This window comes from Shimia sp. R9_1 (assembly GCF_017743775.1).
Taxonomy (GTDB): domain Bacteria; phylum Pseudomonadota; class Alphaproteobacteria; order Rhodobacterales; family Rhodobacteraceae; genus Shimia.
Map to the genome: position 1 here is coordinate 268,659 of NZ_JAGHRN010000004.1, position 21,407 is coordinate 290,065.

At 59.6% G+C, this 21,407-nt stretch carries 17 protein-coding genes and 1 tRNA gene; 6 read left to right on the top strand and 12 right to left on the bottom strand.

The window, feature by feature from the left end:
* Positions 1–26 precede the first annotated feature (26 nt).
* Positions 27–3,443 carry a bifunctional proline dehydrogenase/L-glutamate gamma-semialdehyde dehydrogenase PutA gene (gene putA / locus J7399_RS14640; RefSeq protein WP_209087112.1) on the bottom strand — a complete coding sequence of 1,139 codons (3,417 nt, stop codon included), beginning with the start codon at positions 3,441–3,443 and terminating at the stop codon, positions 27–29.
* A gap of 103 nt (positions 3,444–3,546) precedes the next feature.
* Here putA and J7399_RS14645 point away from each other — a divergent pair, with 103 nt between their 5' ends.
* From J7399_RS14645 to J7399_RS14655, 3 genes are all read left to right on the top strand, one after another.
* Entirely contained in the window at positions 3,547–4,020 is a 474-nt protein-coding gene (locus J7399_RS14645; protein ID WP_209087113.1) for an Lrp/AsnC ligand binding domain-containing protein, read from the top strand.
* 37 nt (positions 4,021–4,057) lie between these two features.
* Positions 4,058–4,612 (top strand): tetratricopeptide repeat protein, encoded by a 555-nt coding sequence (locus J7399_RS14650; protein ID WP_247738769.1) that lies wholly within the window; start codon positions 4,058–4,060, stop codon positions 4,610–4,612.
* Positions 4,613–4,744: 132 nt separating this feature from the next.
* Positions 4,745–4,831, top strand: a tRNA-Leu gene (locus J7399_RS14655).
* A gap of 68 nt (positions 4,832–4,899) precedes the next feature.
* Here J7399_RS14655 and J7399_RS14660 read toward each other — a convergent pair.
* The 5 genes from J7399_RS14660 to J7399_RS14680 form a co-directional block, all read right to left on the bottom strand.
* Positions 4,900–5,058 carry a hypothetical protein gene (locus J7399_RS14660; protein ID WP_209063413.1) on the bottom strand — a complete coding sequence of 53 codons (159 nt, stop codon included), beginning with the start codon at positions 5,056–5,058 and terminating at the stop codon, positions 4,900–4,902.
* A gap of 224 nt (positions 5,059–5,282) precedes the next feature.
* On the bottom strand, positions 5,283–6,998 hold the full coding sequence (gene metG / locus J7399_RS14665; protein ID WP_209079256.1) for a methionine--tRNA ligase: 1,716 nt from the start codon (positions 6,996–6,998) through the stop codon (positions 5,283–5,285).
* Between the two features lie 158 nt (positions 6,999–7,156).
* Positions 7,157–8,404, bottom strand: a complete 1,248-nt coding sequence (locus tag J7399_RS14670) for an MFS transporter (protein ID WP_209079255.1) — start codon at positions 8,402–8,404, stop codon at positions 7,157–7,159.
* Between the two features lie 90 nt (positions 8,405–8,494).
* A complete protein-coding gene (locus tag J7399_RS14675) occupies positions 8,495–9,007 on the bottom strand; it encodes a hypothetical protein (protein WP_209087115.1) in 513 nt (170 codons plus the stop codon).
* A gap of 100 nt (positions 9,008–9,107) precedes the next feature.
* Positions 9,108–10,007, bottom strand: a complete 900-nt coding sequence (locus J7399_RS14680; RefSeq protein WP_209087117.1) for a hydrogen peroxide-inducible genes activator — start codon at positions 10,005–10,007, stop codon at positions 9,108–9,110.
* A gap of 110 nt (positions 10,008–10,117) precedes the next feature.
* On the opposite strand from J7399_RS14680, the gene katG reads away from it, so the two are divergent.
* A complete protein-coding gene (gene katG / locus J7399_RS14685) occupies positions 10,118–12,301 on the top strand; it encodes a catalase/peroxidase HPI (protein WP_209087120.1) in 2,184 nt (727 codons plus the stop codon).
* A 142-nt stretch (positions 12,302–12,443) separates the two neighbouring features.
* Here the strand turns inward: katG and J7399_RS14690 are convergent, their stop codons facing one another.
* The 6 genes from J7399_RS14690 to xylF all read right to left on the bottom strand — a co-directional run bounded on the left by J7399_RS14690 (position 12,444) and on the right by xylF (position 18,469).
* Positions 12,444–12,911 carry a DUF2269 domain-containing protein gene (locus J7399_RS14690; RefSeq protein ID WP_209087122.1) on the bottom strand — a complete coding sequence of 156 codons (468 nt, stop codon included), beginning with the start codon at positions 12,909–12,911 and terminating at the stop codon, positions 12,444–12,446.
* Positions 12,908–14,200, bottom strand: coding sequence for an SDR family oxidoreductase (locus J7399_RS14695; RefSeq protein ID WP_209087124.1), 1,293 nt, complete (start codon positions 14,198–14,200; stop codon positions 12,908–12,910). Before J7399_RS14695 ends, J7399_RS14690 begins: the two co-directional genes overlap by 4 nt.
* Before the next feature lie 78 nt (positions 14,201–14,278).
* On the bottom strand, positions 14,279–15,205 hold the full coding sequence (locus J7399_RS14700) for an ROK family protein (protein ID WP_209087125.1): 927 nt from the start codon (positions 15,203–15,205) through the stop codon (positions 14,279–14,281).
* A 51-nt stretch (positions 15,206–15,256) separates the two neighbouring features.
* A complete protein-coding gene (locus J7399_RS14705; protein ID WP_209063395.1) occupies positions 15,257–16,021 on the bottom strand; it encodes an ATP-binding cassette domain-containing protein in 765 nt (254 codons plus the stop codon).
* A gap of 22 nt (positions 16,022–16,043) precedes the next feature.
* Entirely contained in the window at positions 16,044–17,309 is a 1,266-nt protein-coding gene (locus tag J7399_RS14710) for a sugar ABC transporter permease (protein ID WP_209087126.1), read from the bottom strand.
* Positions 17,310–17,455: 146 nt separating this feature from the next.
* The gene (gene xylF, locus J7399_RS14715; protein ID WP_209063392.1) at positions 17,456–18,469 is read right to left on the bottom strand and encodes a D-xylose ABC transporter substrate-binding protein; all 1,014 of its coding nucleotides are present in this window, start codon (positions 18,467–18,469) and stop codon (positions 17,456–17,458) included.
* 209 nt (positions 18,470–18,678) lie between these two features.
* Here xylF and J7399_RS14720 point away from each other — a divergent pair, with 209 nt between their 5' ends.
* Together J7399_RS14720 and J7399_RS14725 are read left to right on the top strand one after the other, a co-directional pair.
* Complete coding sequence (locus tag J7399_RS14720; protein WP_209087127.1) at positions 18,679–19,872, top strand: ROK family transcriptional regulator; 1,194 nt, start codon at positions 18,679–18,681, stop codon at positions 19,870–19,872.
* Positions 19,862–21,403, top strand: a complete 1,542-nt coding sequence (locus tag J7399_RS14725) for a CRTAC1 family protein (RefSeq protein WP_209087128.1) — start codon at positions 19,862–19,864, stop codon at positions 21,401–21,403. Before J7399_RS14720 ends, J7399_RS14725 begins: the two co-directional genes overlap by 11 nt.
* Positions 21,404–21,407: the final 4 nt, after the last annotated feature.

Below are 21,407 nucleotides of genomic sequence, written 5' to 3' on the forward strand. Positions count from 1 at the left end.
CAAGCTGCGGTGAATTGCGGGGGAGGTCAACCGCCCCCGCTCAAAAGCGCTGCGTTGCCGCCGGCGGCGGTGGTGTCCACGCAGACGTGGCGCTCACCCAGAACCCGTGCGGCATCCGGCAGGCCGGTGATCAGCGGCAGGATCGGGCCTTCGCGCTTGGCCAAAGCCTGCTCCATCTGCCGACCGGTTTCGTCATTCCCCCACCAAATCGCGCCCGAGAAGCCCGCGATATCACTCAGAGCCTCTGGCCGCAGCAGGCCATCGGAGACAACCGCCTGTCCGCCCAAATTGATGACAGCCTGCGCTTGGGCTTGCGCGGTTTCTGCACCGGGGCCAAGACATAGGACCGGTGATTTGGCAAATGTTGTCAGTCGGTTGGACTCGCCTGTTGGTCCGGGGAGGGATGTTGCGTGAGGCGCGACCGCTTCGCCTGCTTGATCCAGCTGTGCCTGCACATGTTCGCGCGCGACCTCTGTGTGCCATTGGCCTGAAGGCTGGCTTTGCGGTTTGGTAAAGCGGGACAGATAATGCGGCCCACCTGCCTTGGGGCCGGTGCCGGAAAGGCCCTCTCCGCCAAAGGGTTGAGAGCCGACGATTGCGCCAATCTGGTTGCGGTTCACATAAATGTTGCCTGCTTTGATACGATCAGAGACATGCTGCACACGGTCATCAATCCGAGTTTGCAGACCGAAGGTCAGCCCGTAGCCGGTGGCGTTGATGTCGTCGATCACCTGATCCAATTCACTGGCTTTGAAGGTTGCCACATGGAGGACTGGGCCGAAGATCTCCCGCGTGAGATCGGCAATGCCTTGCACGCGGATCAATGTGGGGGCAATGAATGTGCCGGTTTGCGGCGTTGGCAGTTGATAAAGAACGCGTTTTTCCGCCTCAGCCTGCGCAATATGTGCGGCGATGGTGCGATGCGCGGCGGTGTCGATCACAGGGCCACTGTCCGTGGACAGCTCCCAGGGATCGCCCAGTGAAAGCTCCTTCATCGCGCCTTTGAGCATGTCGAGCAGAGTGTCGGCGATGTCTTCCTGAACATAGAGGCAGCGCAGGGCCGAACATCGCTGACCAGCCGATTGGAAGGCGCTTTCGACAATTGCGGTCACAGCCTGCTCAGGCAGAGCGGTGGAGTCTACGATCATCGCGTTCAGGCCGCCCGTTTCCGCAATGAGCGGGGTGCCGGGCGCGAGGTTGGCGGCCATGGTCCGGCGAATGCGCAGCGCTGTGGCCGTGGAGCCTGTGAAGGCCACGCCGTTGATGCGCGGGTCCGAAGTGAGCGCTGTGCCAACAGTCGCGCCTGCGCCCGGGAGCAATTGCAGCGCACTGCGCGGCACTCCGGCCTTATGCAGCAGCTTGACGGCTTCATGTGCAATCAGCGGCGTCTGGTCAGCCGGTTTGGCCAAAACCGCATTGCCCGCCGCCAACGCGGCTGCGATCTGGCCGGTGAAAATGGCCAGCGGGAAGTTCCAGGGAGAGATGCAGGTGAAGAGGCCTGCGGGCGGGGTTTTCGGCGCGTTGGCCCCGTAATAGCGCAGGAAATCAACCGCTTCGCGCAGCTCGGCCACAGCATCCTTCGGCGTTTTTCCGGCCTCCCGCGCAAGCAAGGCAAAGAACATGCCGAAGTTTTCTTCATAAAGATCCGCCGCGCGGGCCAAGATGGCGCCACGCTCCTCACTTGAGGCATCCCAAGGCGCGGCAGCGCTGAGTGCAGTGTCGATGTCCGTCTGGCTGGCATGGGCGACGGTGCCCGGGCTGTCGGTCGGCAGGGTTGGGTTTTCAACGGCGACTGCGGGCTCGGGCTGCGTTGGACCATCAATGAGCGGCGCTGCGGCCCATGTGGTTTTGCGATAAGGTTCGCGCGCCGTGTCGATGGCGACCAATGTGGGCAGATCGGTCAGATCAAAGCCTTTGGAGTTTGGCCGTTCAGGGGCAAACAGCGCGGGGCCTGTGAGCAGCTTGGCGGTTGGTTTGAGCGCTTCGGGGAACGGGTCACGAGCAACCACCTCTGCCGGCACGTCTTCGTCTACGATCTGATTGACGAACGAGCTGTTTGCCCCGTTTTCCAGAAGGCGGCGCACAAGGTAGGCAAGCAGATCGCGATGCGCCCCAACGGGTGCGTAGATACGGCAACGGGTGCCTTCATCTTTGAGCACAAGGTCATGCAAAGCTTCACCCATGCCGTGCAAGCGTTGGAACTCAAAGGAAGATTTGTCCTCTGCCATATGCAGAATAGCGGCAACCGTATGGGCGTTGTGGGTGGCAAACTGCGGGTAGATGAGATCGGTCATGCCCAGCAGTTTACGGGCGTTGGAGATGTAGGAGATATCGGTGGCGGCTTTGTTGGTGAAGACCGGAAAGCTCTCCAGCCCCTCAACCTGTGCGCGCTTGATCTCTGTGTCCCAATAGGCGCCTTTCACCAGCCGCACCATGATCTTGCGCTCACATTTTTGGGCAAACTCATAGAGGTAATCAAGCGTCGCGCCCGCGCGTTTGCCGTAGGCTTGGACCACGACGCCAAAGCCGTCCCAGCCTGCCAGCGCTGGCTCTGCCAGAACCGCGCTGATCACATCCATGGAGAGTGACAGCCGGTCGGCCTCCTCAGCGTCGATGTTCAGGCCCATACCTGCGGATTTGGCCAACAGGGCGAGGGAGCGCAGGCGGGGGACAAGCTGTTCCATGACACGCGCGGATTGCGCCACCTCATAGCGGGGATGAAGGGCCGAGAGCTTGACCGAGATGCCGGGATTTTGGCGGATGTCGTCATGAATACAGGCGGTTGCAATGGCAGAAATCGCGCGGGAGTAGGCGAGGTGATAGCGCATGGCGTCCGCGTCGGTTTTTGCCGCTTCACCGAGCATGTCATAAGAATATGTGTAGCCTTTGGCCTCCATATGCGCGGCGCGCTCCATGGCAGAGGTGATGGTTTCCCCAAGCACGAATTGGCGACCCATCTCTTTCATGGCGCGGCCAACGGCGGTGCGGATCACCGGTTCGCCCAGACGTTTCACCGCGCCGCGCAGGGTGCCGATCAGGCCGGGATTGCTGTCTTCCATCACCTTGCCTGTCAGCAGCAGCGCCCATGTGGAGGCGTTGACCAGAGGCGATGTGGATTGCCCCAGATGTTTGCCCCAATCTGAGGGGGCGACCTTGTCCTCGATCAGCGCGTCGATGGTTTCGGCGTCGGGCACGCGCAGCAAGGCCTCGGCCAGACACATCAAAGCGACGCCTTCATCTGTGGACAGACCATATTCCGCGAGAAAGACCTCCATCAGGCCGGGGCGTGTTTCTTCGCGGATTTTTGTCACCAGCTGTGCGCCGCTCCGGCAAATGGCGGCGCGGTCGCTATCAGACAGCGCAGCCTGTTGCGTCAGCTCTGCAATCAAGGCGGTTTCGTCCCGGTAAGTCGTGGTGTCGATCAAATCGCGCGTATTGGTCATGTCGCCTCCTGTCTTTTATGTAGTATATCGTGGTGTAGAAGGTCATATTCTCTTAAAGGGGGTGTTTAGGTAGTCTAAGTGTGCTCAAATTTGGGAACTAAATATGCAAAGTGACAATGTCGCTCTTGATGGCTATGACCGGGCGATTCTCGATGTGCTGTCGCGTGATGGGCGCATTTCGATCACTGACCTGGCGCGCGAGATCGGCCTTTCCAAGACCCCGACCCAAGCACGGTTGCGGCGTATGGAGCACGAAGGGGTAATCACGGGTTATCGCGCGTTGTTGGATCCGATACGGTTGGGGCTCGATCATGTTGCCTTTGTCGAGGTGAAGCTTTCAGAAACCCGAGAGCGTGCTCTGCAGGCTTTCAATGAAGCCGTTGCCGAGGTGCCGGAGATCGAACAGGTGCATATGATCGCCAGCCATTTTGACTATCTGCTCAAGGTGCGCACGGCGAGCATGTCAGCCTATCGGCGGGTGCTGGGAGAGAAGATTTCCGCTTTGCCCTATGTGGCCAGCACCTCGACCTATGTGGCCATGCAGGCGGTGAAAGAGACCGGCCTCGCAGAGATGTGACTTGGCGCAATGCGCGATGCTGTGTCAGCCTTTGCGGATGTTGAGATATCTTGCCGCGATTTGCCTCTGTCACCCCGCATTTGCTGCGGATTGTCCCGCGCCACCTGATCATACTGTGGCCTTGGATGCCCTGATTGAGCGGGTTCAAAGGGCACCGGATCAGGCTTCAGCACAGATACTTTCCGGGGAGATGTGGCAATATTGGGCGGATGCGCCGGATGACACCGCGCAGGAGATTTTGAACCGGGGGATGCGCAAGCGTGAGTCCTGGGATTTGCTGGGCGCGCGGTCAGATTTTGATGCGTTGATTGCGTACTGCCCGGATTATGCGGAAGGATACAATCAGCGGGCGTTTGTGAATTTTCTGAGCCAGAATTTTGAGGCGGCTTTGCCGGATCTGGAGCGGGCGCTTGATCTGTCGCCGCGCCATGTGGCGGCGCAGTCCGGACTGGCGTTAACGTTGATTGGCCTGGGACGGGAGGCTGAAGCGCAGGATGCTTTGGCTGCGGCTTTGGAGCTTAATCCATGGCTGCCAGAGCGCTCGCTTTATCGGGCGCCGGGTGTGTCAGACAAGCCGGGAGAAGACCTGTAGCCTGTGCGCGGCGTTTGGCGTCAGCCGGCTTTGGAGATGTGCAAAAAACTTTGCATTTTGGCGGGCAAACCCTCTTCACACTGACGGCCAACACGCTATTGTCGCGCCGCTGACGTTATGTTCGCGCTGCGTGCCCGCGTGGTGGAATGGTAGACACAGGAGACTTAAAATCTCTAGGCCGTATAGGCCGTGCCGGTTCGAGTCCGGCCGCGGGTACCAGATAAATCTCTGATAATTCGAAGTTTTGCAGGCGGTGCTCCTAAGCGTGCGACTGCTGAAAGGCGATGTCAGTTCGCCTTATTTTCGCGGCGCATGGCCAGCACAGCGACGAAGAGGCAAAGGAGCGCACCTGCAAAGGCGCTGATGCCCAACATCATGATGGATGCCGTGATGACGGGTGGGATGATCTCAATGATATTCCAGATCACGTTCAGGATGGCTTCCATTTCTTGGTCTCCTTTTGCGTCGGTCAAACATCACACCAGAGCGCACATCGCGCGCGGTCGACATCAGCTTACTATGAAATACCTCAAGGTCGCGCTTTGATCTTGGTCAGATTTGCAGGGCAACCAGCGAGGGGCCACAACGTTTGCGGTAGATGCCACAAAAGCAAAGGGCCACACCAACGTTCAAGAAGGTGCAGCCCCAAGGATTTCAGCTTACGTGCGGTTTAGCTTTCGCGCTTGCCCGCGAACTTTTCCTGCCACTCTTCGCGCTCTTCATCAGAGACTTTGCGGAAGGTCACATCCGGCACTGTGAAGGCGTGACCGGCGGCGAGGGTGTCCAGCGCTGCGGCCACATCTTCGGGCCAGCTTGTGTCCTCAGTTTGCATCGCCGCCATCAGTTGGGCTGAGGCATCCGGGATGAAGGGCGCAGACACAACAGCGTAGAGGCGGATCAGATTGAGCGCGAGGCGAATTTGCGCTGCGGCTTTTTCCGGATCCTCTTTGAAGGTGGACCAAGGTGCAGCCGTTTGCAGGTACTCGTTGCCCGCAACCCAGATGGCGCGCAGTTCTTGAGCGGATTTACGCACTTCCATGTCCGCCATATGGCCCTCATAGGCGCGCAGACGGGTGGTGAGTTCGTTGATCAGCGCGGTCTCGGTTTCGCCGAGTTCGCCACCAGCAGGGATCTCTTCGCCAAATTTGGAACGGCAGAATTTGGTGACGCGGCTGACAAAGTTTCCAAGCACGTCAGCGAGGTCTTTGTTCACCGACTGCTGGAAATTCTCCCAGGTGAATTCGCTGTCAGAGCTTTCCGGCGCATGGCTCAGCAGCCACCAGCGCCAGTAGTCGGACGGCAGGATTTCCAACGCCTGATCCATGAATACGCCGCGCCCGCGCGAGGTGGAGAACTGGCCGCCGTCATAGTTCAAGTAGTTGAAAGATTTGATGTAATCCACGGCTTTCCATGGCTCCTCAGAACCGAGAATGGTGGCGGGGAAGGACAGCGTGTGGAAAGGCACGTTATCCTTGCCCATGAACTGGGTGTAGGTCACATCCTCCGCGCCTTTGTCGGTGCGCCACCAGCGTTCCCAATCGTCGCCCTTACCGGCGTCGACCCATTCCTGGGCGCAGGCGATGTATTCGATGGGGGCGTCAAACCAGACGTAGAAGACTTTGCCTTCCATGCCGGGCCAGTCTTCGCCGCCTTTCTTAACGGGCACACCCCAGTCCAGATCACGGGTGATGCCGCGGTCTTGCAGGCCGTCACCGTCGTTTAGCCATTTGTTGGCAATTGAGGTGGTCAGCACTGGCCAGTCGGTCTTGCTGTCAATCCAGGCCTGCAGCTTGTCGCGCATTTGCGACTGACAGAGGAAGAGGTGTTTGGTCTCCCGCTCTTCCAGATCGGTGGAGCCGGAAATGGTGGAATAAGGGTTGATCAGATCGGTTGGGTCGAGCTGCTTTGTGCAGTTGTCACACTGATCGCCGCGCGCGCTGTCAAAGCCGCAGTTGGGGCAGGTGCCCTCAATATAGCGGTCCGGCAGGAAGCGCCCGTCCGCGTTGGAATAGACCATCTTTTCAGTGACTTCACGGATCAAGCCCATGTCGGCAAGTCGGCCTGCGAAGTGCTGGGTCAGCGCATGGTTCTGCGGGCTGGACGAGCGGCCGTAGTGGTCAAAGCTGAGGCGGAACCCTTCGGCGATTTTGGTTTGAACCTCATGCATTTCGGCGCAGTAATCTGCGACGTCTTTGCCCGCCTTGGCAGCCGCGAGTTCAGCCGGGGTGCCGTGCTCGTCGGTGGCGCAAAGGAACAGAACTTCATGGCCGCGCGCGCGCATGTAGCGGGCAAACAGATCGGCGGGCAGCTGGCTGCCAACGAGGTTGCCGAGGTGTTTGATGCCGTTGATATACGGCAAGGCCGAGGTGATCAGATGGCGCGCCATTTTGGGTGTCCCTTAACTGTTTCGACCCCAATTAGCTCAAAGGGCGGAGCAATTCCACAGGGGAAATCGCACGTCGGTAACACGTCGGTATTGCATCTGTATCGCGGTGGTATCGCGGGAGTGCATTGTCGGTGCATTTTGGGGAGGTTTTTTGCGCCTCAATTGTTGGTTTCGTCAGACTTGGTTGGCTGTTCGCGCTGCCGCTTGGTGATGCGCCCAACGGTGAACGATGTGCGGGGGGCATATACGTAGCGCGTGCGATCAGCGACGGTTGGGCGGGCGAGCATCCGGGCGAGGCCAAAGACGATCAGGAGCAGATGGCCTGCGGCGATCATGATGAAAAGTGCGGAGGGGCCAAAGCGCTCAATCAGGCCAGAGGCAAAGAGCGGTGTGCCAATGGCGCCAACGGCAAAGAAAAACATCAGCGCGGCAGAAAGCTCGACCCGTTCCTCAGACGTGGCGAAGTCATTGGCGTGGGCGGCGGCCACCGAATAGATCGGGAAGGAGGTAAAGCCGAAGAAGCCTGCGTTCAGCATGACCATGGCGGTGCTGCCTCCGCCGAGGGTTACGGTGGTGGCGCAGCTGAGCACGGCGGCCGCAGAGAGCCAGATCAGCACCCAGCGGCGGTCATATTTGTCCGCAAGCCAGCCCACGGGATATTGCGCAATCGCGCCGCCAAGCACAAAGGCGGCCAGAAACCATGCGATCTGGCTGACCTGCAGGCCGACCTCGGTGCCATAAACCGGGCCGACCATACGGAAAGAGGCGGAGCTGAGTGCGGCGACAATCACGCCCGCCACGGCGAGGGGTGAGCGCTCATAGGCGAGCTTGGGGCGCAGGCGCGGGGCCGCAGGGGTTTTGGGTTGTGGCGAGGTTGTGAGGGTGATCGGCAGAAGGGCGACACAGCACAGCAAGGCCAGCAGATTGTAGGAGACATAAGAGGCAGGCTCCAAAACGCTGATCACCAGCTGCGCGGCGAGGGAGGCGACCATATCCACCACACGGTAGGTGCCCATGGCGCGCCCGCGGGTTTCATTGGTGACTTTGGATTGCAGCCAAGCCTCCACCACGGTGAAACAGCCTGCCACACAGAGGCCGGATGCGATCCGCATGATCGCCCAAGCGGTGGGGTCAACAATGATGAAATGGCCCAGAAGGCCCATGGCCCCAAGCGCGGTGAAGGTGGCAAAGGCGCGGGAATGCCCGACGCTGCCCATGAGGCGCGGCGACCACCAGCAGCCGATAAAAAAGCCGAGGAAGTGGGCCGAGCCTAAGAGGCCGATTTGTTCGGTGGAGAAGCCGAGCGCAATGCCTGAGAGCGCATCCAATGGCCCCACGCCGCCGGAGCTCAGCTGCAGGAGGATGACGGAGAGGAAGAGGGCCGAGAAGGTCAGGATCATACGCATGAGGGCAGAATGCCGCAAAGCGTTGGGAATGCTAGGGGAAAATTGGGGAGGTCGTTGTTGCTGTGTTTGTTTGGCGCACCATGAGCAAAGCTATTCGCATCCGTTCCAATCTTTGCGAGTAATCTGACCTTGATCTTCTTCAAGCGCTCCCGCGGCTAGCAATACTTCTACATAACTTCGAAATTCGTATGGCCCGATATCAGTAGAGCTGAAGTGGTTTACTATTTGCTTGTTTGTTGTGATGCAGCTGCGCTCTAGAAAGAACTTCTGAACATTGTGAAACCGTTGTTCGCTCGCCACCAAGATGCTCGATGGATTTCCGCAATCTTGCGTATTTGCATGGAGTTGACGTTCCGATATTGAAAGAGCTCCCGATTGAGTGCGCAATCTCCAGATGAGATCAATGCGCTCCTGCGCGGAGTTAAACCCAGCCGCGGTAAAAACTTCTCGCGTCTCGTTCAGGGGAATCGAACAGCCGTTTTGAGTCTCTACTACAGCTAGCAAATTGGCTGCCTGTGTGCTTGCCGACTGAGTTGAGCTGGACTGACAAGCCATAAGTGAGAGGGCGCTGATAGAAGCAACAATCGCGCTTAGTGAATTCATTTTGCTTGATTTCTTTCAGAAGTGTTTTGCACCGAGCATTGATGAGCGGCGTGAGACTTGCAACGGTTGATTGCCTTACTTTTCCGCAGCCTTTGCGATTTCAGCCGTTACGCGCCGCCGCACTTGTCTGAACCGAATACCCAATCCTTTGCAGCTGCGGCGCAAGCGGGCTGCTTTTGCGCCAGATCATGCCGATTTTGCGGTTGGGCTCGACGCCTTTGAAGCGCGCGACGGTGACCTCTGCGGAAGGGGTTTCGACCGGGACCGCCATTTCCGGGATCAGGGTCACGCCCAGACCTGCGCCGACCATTTGCACCAAGGTCGAGAGCGAGGAGCCGTCCAGCCCTTCATGGGCGCGGGCGGTGGGCATGCCGCAGAACGAGAGTGCCTGATCGCGAAAGCAATGGCCTTCTTCCAAAAGAAGCAGACGTTCGCGCTCCAGATTTTCCGGTGCGGGGACGGGGGCGTCGGCCTCGGACTTGGGGCGCACCAAGACGAAGTTTTCCGACAGAAGCGGCATTTCCTCAAAGGTCGGTTCTGAGACGGGCAGGGCGACAATCGCTGTGTCGATGCGGCCTTGGCGCAGCTCTTCGATCAGCGTGGCGGTCATGGTCTCGCGCACGTGCAAGGTGAGATCGGGAAAATCGGTCTTCAGCCGGCGCAGCAGATTGGGAAGCAAATAGGGCGCGATGGTGGGGATCACACCAAGCCGCAAACGCCCTACGAGACCCGATTGCGCCATCCGCGCCATTTCGCCGATTTCCTCCACGCTGCGAAGCACGTTCCGGGCACGTTCTGCCATGTCTTCCCCAAAAGGCGTGAGGCGGATTTGGCGGCTGGAGCGCTCAAACAGAGGGAGGCCAAGATCTTCCTCCAACTCTTTGATTTGCAGGGACAAAGCCGGTTGGGAGATGGCGCAGGCATCAGCGGCCCGGCCGAAGTGGCGGTGCAGGGCAAGGGCTTCGAAGTAGCGCAATTGGCGGAGCGTGAGATTTGTCATTTGTTTTACTTATTAAACCGATTGGAAAATGCAACTTCTTTAAATACCCGCCCTGGGCTTAGACTGCTGGCAGAGAATCGATAAACCCATCTATCCGACAGGAGACCGATATGGACGGTGATATGAAAACAGGTGGTTGCCCGGTGATGCATGGCGCCACCAGCAACAAGACACGTGGCAACCGCGACTGGTGGCCAAACCAGCTTAACCTGCGGATTTTGCACCAGAACTCTGCCAAGTCTGACCCGATGGGCACCGCGTTTGACTATGCGGAAGAATTTAAGAAACTGGACTACAAGGCGCTGAAGGCAGATCTGACGGCGCTGATGACAGACAGTCAGGACTGGTGGCCTGCGGACTATGGTCACTATGGCGGTCTGTTTATCCGTATGGCGTGGCACTCTGCCGGGACCTACCGGACCGCGGACGGCCGTGGCGGTGGTGGTACCGGACAGCAGCGTTTTGCGCCGCTGAACTCCTGGCCTGACAACGGCAACCTCGATAAGGCGCGTCGTCTGTTGTGGCCGATCAAGCAGAAATACGGCAACCAGATCAGCTGGGCGGACCTCTATATCCTCGCGGGCAACGTGGCGATTGAGAGCATGGGTGGCACCACCTTCGGTTTTGCCGGTGGCCGTGCAGATGTGTGGGAGCCGGAAGAAGACGTTTATTGGGGTGCGGAAGTGGAATGGCTTGCGAGCTCTGATGCGGACAACTCCCGCTACTCCGGTGAGCGTGATCTGGAGAACCCGCTGGCCGCAGTGCAGATGGGTCTGATCTATGTGAACCCGGAAGGGCCTGATGGGCAGCCGGACGTGCTGGCCTCCGGTCGAGACATTCGCGAGACCTTTGCGCGGATGGCGATGAATGACGAGGAGACCGTGGCGCTGGTGGCTGGTGGCCACACCTTTGGTAAGGCGCATGGTGCTGGCGACCCTGAGCTGGTTGGCCCGGAGCCGGAAGCGGCCCCGATCGAAGCCATGGGCTTTGGCTGGATCAATAAGCACGGCAGCGGCAAGGGCGGTGACACCACCACCTCCGGCATCGAAGGCGCGTGGACAGCAAACCCGATCCAGTGGGACAACGGCTACTTTGATCTTCTGTTTGGCTATGAGTGGAACCTGACCAAGAGCCCGGCGGGTGCGTGGATCTGGGAACCAATCGACGTCAAAGAAGAAGACATGGCACCAGCGGCGCATGACGCGAGCCAGAAGGTGAAGACCATGATGACCACCGCCGATATGGCGATGCGTTTGGATCCGATCTATGGCCCGATCTCCAAGCGGTTCCATGAGAACCCGGAAGAGTTCGCCGATGCCTTTGCGCGCGCCTGGTTCAAGCTGACCCACCGCGATATGGGCCCACGTGCCCGGTATCTGGGGGAAGAAGTGCCAGCGGAAGAGCTGATCTGGCAGGATGTGGTTCCGGCCAGCGAAACCGACCTGTCTGACGATGATGTGGCCGCACTGAAGGCGGCTGTGATCGGCTCCGGTCTGTCGGTGAGCGATCTGGTGAAAACCGCCTGGGCCTCTGCCTCCACGTTCCGTGGCAGTGACATGCGCGGCGGGGCCAATGGCGCCCGTGTGCGTCTGGCGCCGCAGAAGGACTGGGCGGCCAACGAGCCTGAAGAGCTGGCGCGGGTTCTGGACAAGCTGGAAGAGATCAAAGCCGCGTTTGGCAAGCCTGTCAGCACAGCAGATTTGATCGTGATCGCGGGTGCCGCGGCAGTGGAGAAGGCTGCTCTGGATGCAGGGCATGACGTCTCCGTGCCGGTCTCCCTGGGTCGTGGGGATGCGACCCAGGAGATGACCGACGTGGAAAGCGTTGGCATGCTGGAGCCACAGGCAGACGGGTTCCGCAACTATCAGCGGGCGCAGTTCACGATCTCTCCGGAAGAGCTGCTTGTGGACAAAGCACAGCTGCTGACCCTGACCGCACCGGAAATGACCGCATTGGTAGGTGGCCTGCGTGTGCTGGGTGCCAACCACGGCGGCAGCAAGCACGGTGTCTTCACCGACCGCGTTGGCCAGCTCAGCAACGACTTCTTTGTGAACGTGCTGGACATGGGCACCGAGTGGTCTGAAGGCGAAGACGGCGTCTATGAGGGCAAAGACCGCGCCAGCGGCGACGTGAAATGGACCGCCACCCGTGTGGATCTGGTGTTCGGCTCCAACTCACAACTGCGCGCAGTGGCCGAGGTCTATGGCCAGAGCGACGGTGAGGCCAAGCTGGTCAGTGACTTCGCCGCGGCTTGGACCAAAGTCATGGACGCGGATCGCTTTGATCTGAAGTGATCTGAGCGGATAAAACATGAGAGAGGCGCAGCTTAGGCTGCGCCTTTTTTGTTTGGGGTGGGGCGACGCTGCTGATGTGTTGACGCAGTCACTGCGCTCTATCAACGCGAAAATAGGTTTCTGACCGGCGCGACAAACATAATCAGAAGGCAGGTCTTGTGAGCATGAGCCAGAAGATGGCTATGACAGCGAAGAATGCCGGAAAACCGAAGGCGAACCACCAACGGTATAGCTGAAAGTAGCGCTCCGGCAGCGGAGCGTTCGCATCGCGAGCTACGATAGCAAGATCACGCATTTTCAATTGCATCCAAACGACAGGCAGCCAGAAGAGACCCACAAACACATAGAGTGCCAGAGACAGCATGATCCACGGCTCGCTCAACGACCAGCCAAGTGACATGGCAAGGAGGCTGCCGGTGATGGGCTGTGCCACAGCGGCAGTGGCGGTGAAGATCGTATCTGCGATAACGACGATACCTGCCACATGAGCGATGAGTGCGGGATCGCGGCTGCGGTGCGACATCACCATGAAAAAGGCGATGCCGGCACCGGTTCCAAACAGCACAGTGGCGCCGATGACATGGGCGAAACGGAGCAGTTCTTCGATCATCGGTCTTCCATCAGTAAGGCTACAAGGGCGGCAAGAGTGATGCCGGGTAGTACCTTCACCATCGGGCCAAGCGGATCGGCAAAGAGCGCGGGGGTGAGGACGGCAGCGCCGGCAAGATAGCTCAGGGAGAGGGCGATCATGCCGAGGGCGGCCAAGCGCGTGTGGCGCCTAAAGAGTATACCGATGCCAAGAAGAATGTCGGCGATGCCACCGCCAATGACAGCGCACATTGCGAGGGCTTGGGGCGTGCCGGTATGTGTGAGCACTTCGGCTGCTTGTTGGAGTTGCAGAAGACCAATGATGCCAGAGAGCAGCCAGAAGAGTGAAAGCGTGGCAATCGCCAAAGGGATTGCTAGGTAGACGCGGGCGGCAATGCGATCCTGCGCCGTGGCAGGGGTGCTTTGCAGGGTGGTTTTGAGAGGCGCACAGGTTTGACCCGACAGCTTCTGCCATGGCTCCGGGTTGCCTTGAATGCCGCCCGCTAAAACCTTGAGCGATGTGCTGCGCAAAGGGGCCCGCCAGCCGAACCGGCCGAGGATGTCAGCGATTTTTGCTGTCATCGTGAGGGTGGCCTTTGGGAGCTGGGGACGCCATTTAGGACAGGGCAGGCCCAACCATGCGCGCATAGAAAGTGCAAGCGAGTCAAAGCTTTGGCTCTCGGCTTCTGTCAGATCAGCCACAGTGCCCGAGGGGATATCTTCTCGCGTTGCGCGGACGACGGCCGCGGCAACGTCCTCCAAGGCGACGGTTTGAACAGGGCTGTGCTTAAACACGCGGGGCATGACAGTGGGCATTGCGGCCAAGGCGCGCAGCAAGGCGCTGCCGCCGTATGCTTCTTGTCCCAGCACGAGAGTGGGGCGCAAGATCACGTGATCGGACGCAGAGCTAGCGAGTATTGCATCGCCCTCTGCCTTGGTGCGAAAAAATGCGGTGTCTGCGCTCAAAGAGACGCCTGCGGCTGAGATTTGAATGATACGTGTTCGGGTTTCCGTTGCGGCTTCGGCCAAATGGCAGAGCACATCGACATGAAGCGCTTGCAGATTGTCTTTGGCGCTGTCTTGAAGGGCACCTGAGGCGTTCACCACAACTTTGAAGTCCTCGAGCAATGCGCGCCATTGGTGCGGGGTCAATTCGGTGACATCGAGATATTTCCACGCATATTGCGGAAAGCGGGCAGCAGCGGTTGCAGATCGGCCGACGCCGGTGACTTCAAACCCGGCTTTGTGGAGCGCATCCATACAGGCTGCGCCGATGAGGCCGTAGCCTCCGAGCACGAGAGCTTTGGGCATCTTGGCACCCCTCTTTCTACCTAGGAGGTAGGCGAGCGCGCATTGAAATGCACGTGCCTTGGTGTCGCAGGCGTTTTTTCAGCGTGCGGTTTGCACCAAGTGTTGCAGGCATCCCTGCAGGGCTGCGGCGTCGTCGGTGATGACGCTGAGCGGGATCCTGGCTGGGGCGACGATCCCGGGGCCATCGGATTCCAAGGTCTCTACAAACAGCGGCAGGGCGCGGCTGCCCAGCACGCCTCGGGCGGCGCTGCCGGCGAAGACGATGCCGTCACGCGGCAGGTATTGGTGGATCAGGGCGCGGGTGAGGTAGGCGAGCGCTTTAGTGAAGAGCTCGACCGTGGCCGTCGCGGCTGGGTCGTTTGCCTCATAGGCGGCGATGATGCTGCCACCGTCCAGCGCTGCGCCGCTCAGAAGGCTGTGCAGGCGTTCAAGACCGGGGCCGCAAAAGAGGTCTTCGACGGTTTTGAGGGGCGCGGCCTCTGCACCGAGGGCGTCTTGCATCAGCTGGCCGATGCTTTGCGGCACTTCGGCGTGACCGAGCTCGGCCTCAATCACCAGAGTGTCGCCGTGGCGTGTCTGTTTGGTGAGGCTGACGTTAAAGCCCGTGCCCAGGCCGGTGACCAGAGATTGACCATTGGTGGGGGCGACGCGGGTGCCAAAGATATGCTCAGGCGTGATGCGGGGCAGGGCGTAGCCAAGGGCGGCGAGGTCGTTGATCAGCTCGGCACGCGCCGCGCCGGATTGTACGCCAAATCCTGCGGCAGAGAGCGCCCAATCGCGGTTGGTGAGGCGGCCTTCGCCCGCTTGCACGGGGCCAGCGATGGCGATGCAGATGCCATCAAGGTGGCCGGTTTTCTGGGTCCCGAGGAAATGCGCGAGGACAGCGTCAAAGCTGTCAAAGTGGTCATTGCGGGCGCGCAGTATCGTTTCTTGATGCACGCCTTCCGGTCCGGCCAGTGCCAGACGGGTGTTGGTGCCTCCGATATCGCCGACAAGGTAGGTCATGCGCCCGCAACTTTCTTGGTTCATCTGTTTTAGTTCGTTTAGCGAATTTATTCAGCCCTGAACAGGGACGCCTTCAGGACGTTTGCCCAGAATGATCATGCCGAGGAGGTCGTCATCAGTGACGTCTTTCACGTCCACGGTGCCGACAAGCTGGCCGTTTTTCATCACAGAGGCGCGGTCACAGAGTTCCATGACATCGTGGATGTCGTGGCTGATCAGGAAGATACCGATACCTTCGGCCTTAAGCTGCTGGATCAGCTCAGACACCATCTGGGTCTCATGCGGGCCAAGGGCGGCGGTGGGTTCGTCCATGATCAGGATTTTGGCGTCAAAATAGACAGCGCGCGCAATGGCGACCGATTGGCGCTGACCACCTGAAAGGGCAGAGACGGGCTCGGAGAACTTCTGGAAGTTCGGGTTGAGCTTGCCCATGATCTTGCGGGTTTCAGCCTCCATCGCGTCATCATCCACGGTGCCAAAGGCGGTGGTGAGCTCGCGCCCCAGAAAGAGGTTGGAGGCGGCATCGAGGTTATCGGCCAGCGCAAGGGTCTGGTAGATGGTCTCGATGTTGTATTTGCGCGCATCACGCGGGTTGTGGATCTCTGCCTTTTCACCGTTGATGTAGATCTCGCCGCCGTCAGCCTGGTAGGCGCCAGACAGGATCTTGATCAGGGTGGATTTGCCTGCGCCGTTGTGGCCCAGAAGGCCAACCACTTCGCCGGGGTGTAGATCAACAGAGACATGGTCGACCGCTTTGATCCCACCAAAGGAGATGTGGATGTCGCGCATGTCTACGAGAGGGGTTTGCTTGTCCATAATAGAACTCCTTATGCGCCGGTTACGCGCCAGTGCGGCGGCGGTAGACGATGTCGACATAGACGGCGAAGACCAGAACGATGCCCACAACGATGTTTTGCAGCGGGGCGTCTACACCCACGGAGGCCATGCCCGATTGCAGAGATTGCATGATCAAGGCGCCGATGACAGCACCGTAGATGGTGCCTGCGCCGCCTGCCAATGCAGTGCCGCCGATCACTGCTGCCGCGATCACGCGCAGCTCGTCCAGTGTGCCGAGGCCCACGTCTACCGCGTTCAGGCGGGCTGAGGCGATGATGGAGGCGATGCCGGTCAGTGCACCCATGAGCGCAAAGATTTTCACGGTCAGCAGACGCGTGTTTATGCCAGAGAGCTCTGCCGCCTCAGGATTGCCGCCCGTGGCGTAGACATAGCGGCCAAAGCGGGTGCGGGTGGCAACGATGGTCATTACAATCGCAACACCCAGAAGGATCACAACAGGGATGGCAACACCGTGGTTCCAGACCAGACCGTCGGTGTATTCGATGCCCTGCGCTTCGGTCATGCGGCGCATGGCGCCTTTGGGGATCGGGTAGCTGTTCATGATCCAGACAAAGCACATGATCAGACCAGCTGCGATCGCGATCAGGACGCCTTCGGCCCAGACCGGCTTTACGGTAAAGCCGTGACTCGCTTTGTTGCGGCGGCTCATCAGCATGAGGGCGACGGCGACAACGGATGCAAAGATGCCAAAACCCCAGCTGAGCGTTTCGCCCAGAGTGCCTTCTGCGCCGCCGCCAAGGAGGCGGAAGGTCGGATCAAGCGGGGCTTGGGTCTGGCCTTTGGTGACCCACCACATGGCACCGCGATAGACGAGGAAGCCACCCAGGGTCACGATGAAGGCTGGCACGGTGAGATAGCCGATGATCCAGCCCTGAAACGCGCCGAGCAGCGCCCCCATGAACACAGCGGCAAACACAGCGATGATCCAGATCGACCAATGGCCGAGGCCAACAAGCTGGGGCAGCCACTGTACCTGAAGCGCGGCGACGGTCATGCCGATGAAGCCCAGCATGGAGCCTACGGAGAGGTCGATGTTGCGGGTCACGATCACAAAGACCATGCCGGTGGCCATAACGGCGACGGAAGCGGTTTGGACCGAGACGTTGAAGAAGTTACGTGGAGACAGGAAGCGGCCATCAGTGAAGATGCCGAAAACAACCCAGATCACCACAAGCGCGCCGATCATGCCAAGCAGGCGGACATCCAGCCCAAGCTTGTCGATCAGGTTTTTGGCTTGTTTTTGCATTGTGCGTTACCTTTTTGAGCGCCGGAATTTGGGTGTACAGGGCCAGCCTGTGCGACCCGGGCCGCGACAGCAAAGTCTTTTGCAGTTGTGTGGGGGTGGGGAGTGAGGTGTGCCCCCCTGACGGATCAGGAGGGCAGAGTGTCAGATCAGTTGCAGGCGGCGTTGGAAGAGCCTACGCAGAGCACGTCTTTGGCAATCCAGCCAGCGTCCAGAACAACGTTCAGGTTGTCGGCGGTGACAGGCACCGGTGCCAGGAACATGGAGGTCATTGTGGTGCCGCCCGGGGATGTCCAGTCAGAAGCACCGTCAACCGCTTCGCCTTTGGCCAGAGACACAGCGATCTCGCCAGCCGCTGCGCCAAGTGCGCGTGCGTCTTTCCAGACAGACACGGTCTGGGTGCCGGTGGCAACGCGGTTCAGAGCGGCATGGTCACCGTCCTGGCCGGAAACCGGAATGCCTTCCATGCCTTGAGCGGTCAGAGCAGCCACAACGCCACCAGCGGTGCCGTCGTTAGAAGCCACAACCGCGTCCACTTTGTTGTCCACGGAGGTCAGGATCTGCTCCATGTTGCGCTGTGCGTTGGCTGGAACCCAGCCGTCGGTGTAGGCTTCGCCAACGATCTTGATGTCGCCGGAGTCAATTGCTGCCTGCAGCACTTCCTGCTGACCGCCGCGCAGGAAGTCTGCGTTTGGATCGGTTGGGGAGCCTTTGATCATCACGTAGTTGCCCTTTGGCATCGCTTCGAGCACGGCGCGGGCCTGCATGCGGCCAACTTCAACGTTGTCAAAGGTCAGGTAGAAGGCGCGACTGTCTTCGATCAGACGGTCGTAGGCAACGACAGGGATCTCTTCGTCAGCTGCGGCCTGTACGGCTGGGCCAACAGAGGAGGCGTCCTGTGCAAGAATGATCAGCGCGTCTGCGCCCTGAGCAATCAGGCTTTCAATGTCAGACAGCTGCTTGGCAGAGGAGCTCTGCGCATCGGCCGAAATGTACTTGGCGCCAGCTGCGTCCAATGCGCTTTTGATGGCGGCTTCGTCGGTTTTCCAGCGCTCTTCCTGAAAGTTGGACCAGCTCACGCCGATCACCAGATCTTCGGCAAACGCCGCTGTGCTCATAAAGGCGCCGGCGATGATGGCCGTCGCAGAAGCGAATAGTTTCATGGTTTCCTCCCAAAGGTTTTCCCCGGCGGTGGCCGATGTGAATCGGTTTTGCTCCGGGTTGACCCATTGTTAGCAAAATAAATTTGTAAATCAAATTAATTCAGCTAAGCTTGCATGAAGGCACAGAACGCCGCCATGGTGGTGGGCCAGGTCAGCGCTGTATTCCACTATGGGAATGACGCGATGCCTGATGGGAGGGAGGTCTGTAAATGTCTGTTAATCAAAGGGAAATTGGTCGCCGTGTGCTGCTGGGAGAAATCCGCAGACATCAGCGCATCCCACGGATCAACCTCAGTGAGATTACTGGCATTAGCAGAGCGACCGTGACCACGATCACTGCAGAGTTGCTGCGGGAAGGATTGATCGAAGAGGTCACCAGCGAATCCCCTGACAAGGATGCGCGCCGGGGGCGGCCCAAAGTGGACCTTAAGATTCGCGGTGCGGCGCGATTGATTGCCGGGGCGAAGATCTCAAACCGGACGGTGTCTTTGGTGTTGCTGGATTTTGAGGGCAATCAGCTGGCCTCCCATGAGGCAGAGCTCGAACATGCGGTGCAACCCGCCAAAGATTTGGCAGACACTCTGGCTGAGCTGGTCGAGACTCTGGCGCAGAAGATCGAAAAGTCGCTGACAGATGTTGCCGGGCTTGGGCTTGGCATCGCGGGCATTGTGGATGCGCCGCAGGGGTTCGTGCATTGGTCGCCGTCCTTGAGCGCGCGCAATGTGCAGTTTGGCGCGGTTCTGGAAGCAGCGCTGGGCATTCCCGTATTTCTGGACAACGATGCCAACCTTGTGGCGATGGCGGAGAAGAGCTTTGGCCTGGGGCAGGGACATCGCGATTTTATCGTGGTCACCATCGAGAGCGGTGTGGGGATGGGGATCGTCATCAACGATGAGATCTACCGTGGCACGCGTGGCTGTGGTGCGGAATTTGGCCACACCAAGGTGCAGCTTGAGGGCGCTTTGTGCCGCTGTGGGCAGCGGGGGTGTCTTGAGGCCTATGTTGCGGACTACGCGCTGATGCGTGAGGCGATGATCGCGACGGGTGAAATGGCTGAGCGGCAGGTGGTGGATATTCTGGCCTCTGCCAAGCGGGGCGATGAGGTGGCGGCCTCCATCGTGGAGCGCGCTGGGCGGATGTTTGCGATGGGGCTGGCCAATCTGGTGAACATCTTTGATCCGGAACTGATCATCCTTGCCGGAGAGCAGATGCAATCCAGCCACCTTTACGCCGAAGAGGTGATTGATGCGATGCGCAAGTCGATTGTGCAAATCGACAAGGCGCCGCCGGAGGTGGTGATCCACAAATGGGGCAACCTGATGTGGGCACGAGGAGCGGCGGCCTATGCGCTTGAAAATGTTTCGGAAACCGCGTTGCAGGGGATGGCAGATCATGTTGGATAAGCTTGTGATGGGCTTGGCTGTGCTGGCGGCAAGTGGTGCTGGGGCAGAGGTGAAATTTGTGCCAGTCGATGTGTCGCCGCACAGCTATGATGGCGGCTGGGAACTTTTTGTCGGCGGGGGCGTGGCCGCCTTTGATTGTAATGGCGACGGACTGTCGGAGCTGGTGGCGGCGGGCGGGGCAAACCCACCTGTGCTGCTGCGTAACCGAAGTGAACTTGGTGGCGCTGTGGTGCTTGAAGCGACCTTGCCTGAGGCACTGAATATCACGGCGACCACCGGGTTTTACGCGCTCGATATCGACGGCGACGGGTGGCAGGATCTTGTGGCTCTGCGCGTCGGCGAGAACAAGCTGTTCAAAGGCGGCCCAGACTGCAGTTTCACACCTATGGATCTGCCGGGCTTTGAGGGCGGTGATGCCTGGACCACGGCGTTTTCGGCCACGTGGGAAGGGGAAAATACGCTGCCCACGCTGGCTTTTGGCAATTATGTGGATCGGGAAAATCCGGATGGGCCGTTTGAGGCCTGTGATACAAACGATTTGTTCCGACCGGACGGTGAGGGCTACGCGCATAGCGCGTTGGAGCCGGGGTTTTGTCCTCTGTCGATCCTGTTCTCAGATTGGGGGCGCAACGGGCGTGCTGATCTGCGGATGAGCAATGACCGGCACTATTACGTGCGCGGCGGGGCGGAGCAGCTTTGGGCGATGGAGGCCACACCGCGGCTCTATGGCGAGGCGGACGGCTGGGCGACCCATATGCTTTGGGGCATGGGGATTGCGGAGCGTGATCTGGATTTTGATGGCGTGAGCGAAGTGTTTCTCTCGTCCATGGGGGATCAGCGCCTGATGCGGCGCACGGATGGGGCGCTGCCGACCTATGAAGATGTGCCCTATGCCCTGGGCACCTCGGCGCATCGGCCCTATGTGGGCGATGACGGGCGGCCCTCAACCGGTTGGCATATCGCCTTTGGGGATGTGACCAACGATGGGTTGGATGATGTGTTTATTGCCAAAGGCAATGTGGAGCAGATGCCGGATGCGGCGATGGAAGATCCCAACAACCTGTTGATCCAGCAGACAGATGGCAGCTTTGCCGAGCAGGGCGATGCGGCTGGGATTGCCACATTGGCGCGCAGCCGGGGCGCCGCTTTGGTGGATTTGAATGGCGACGGGTTGTTGGATCTGGCGGTGGTCAACCGACGTGCGCCGTTGGAGGTGTATCAGAACGTCAGCGCAGCTGCGGGTAACTGGTTGTCGCTGAGCCTGCAGGATGATGGGCCAAATCGTGATGCGATTGGCGCAGTGATCGAGCTGCAGGCCGGAGAGCGGGTTTATACCCGCGAGATCACAGTGGGCGGTGGCCATGCAGGCGGCGTGTCTGGCGCGGCGCATTTTGGGCTTGGAGCATCTGAGGCTGCGAAGGTGCGCGTGATCTGGCCGGATGGCGCAGTGGGCCCTTGGCAGGAGGTGCCTCTAAATGGGCTCTGGCGGATTGAGCGCGACGCTGGCCTGACTGCTTGGCCAAAGAGTTGAGCGA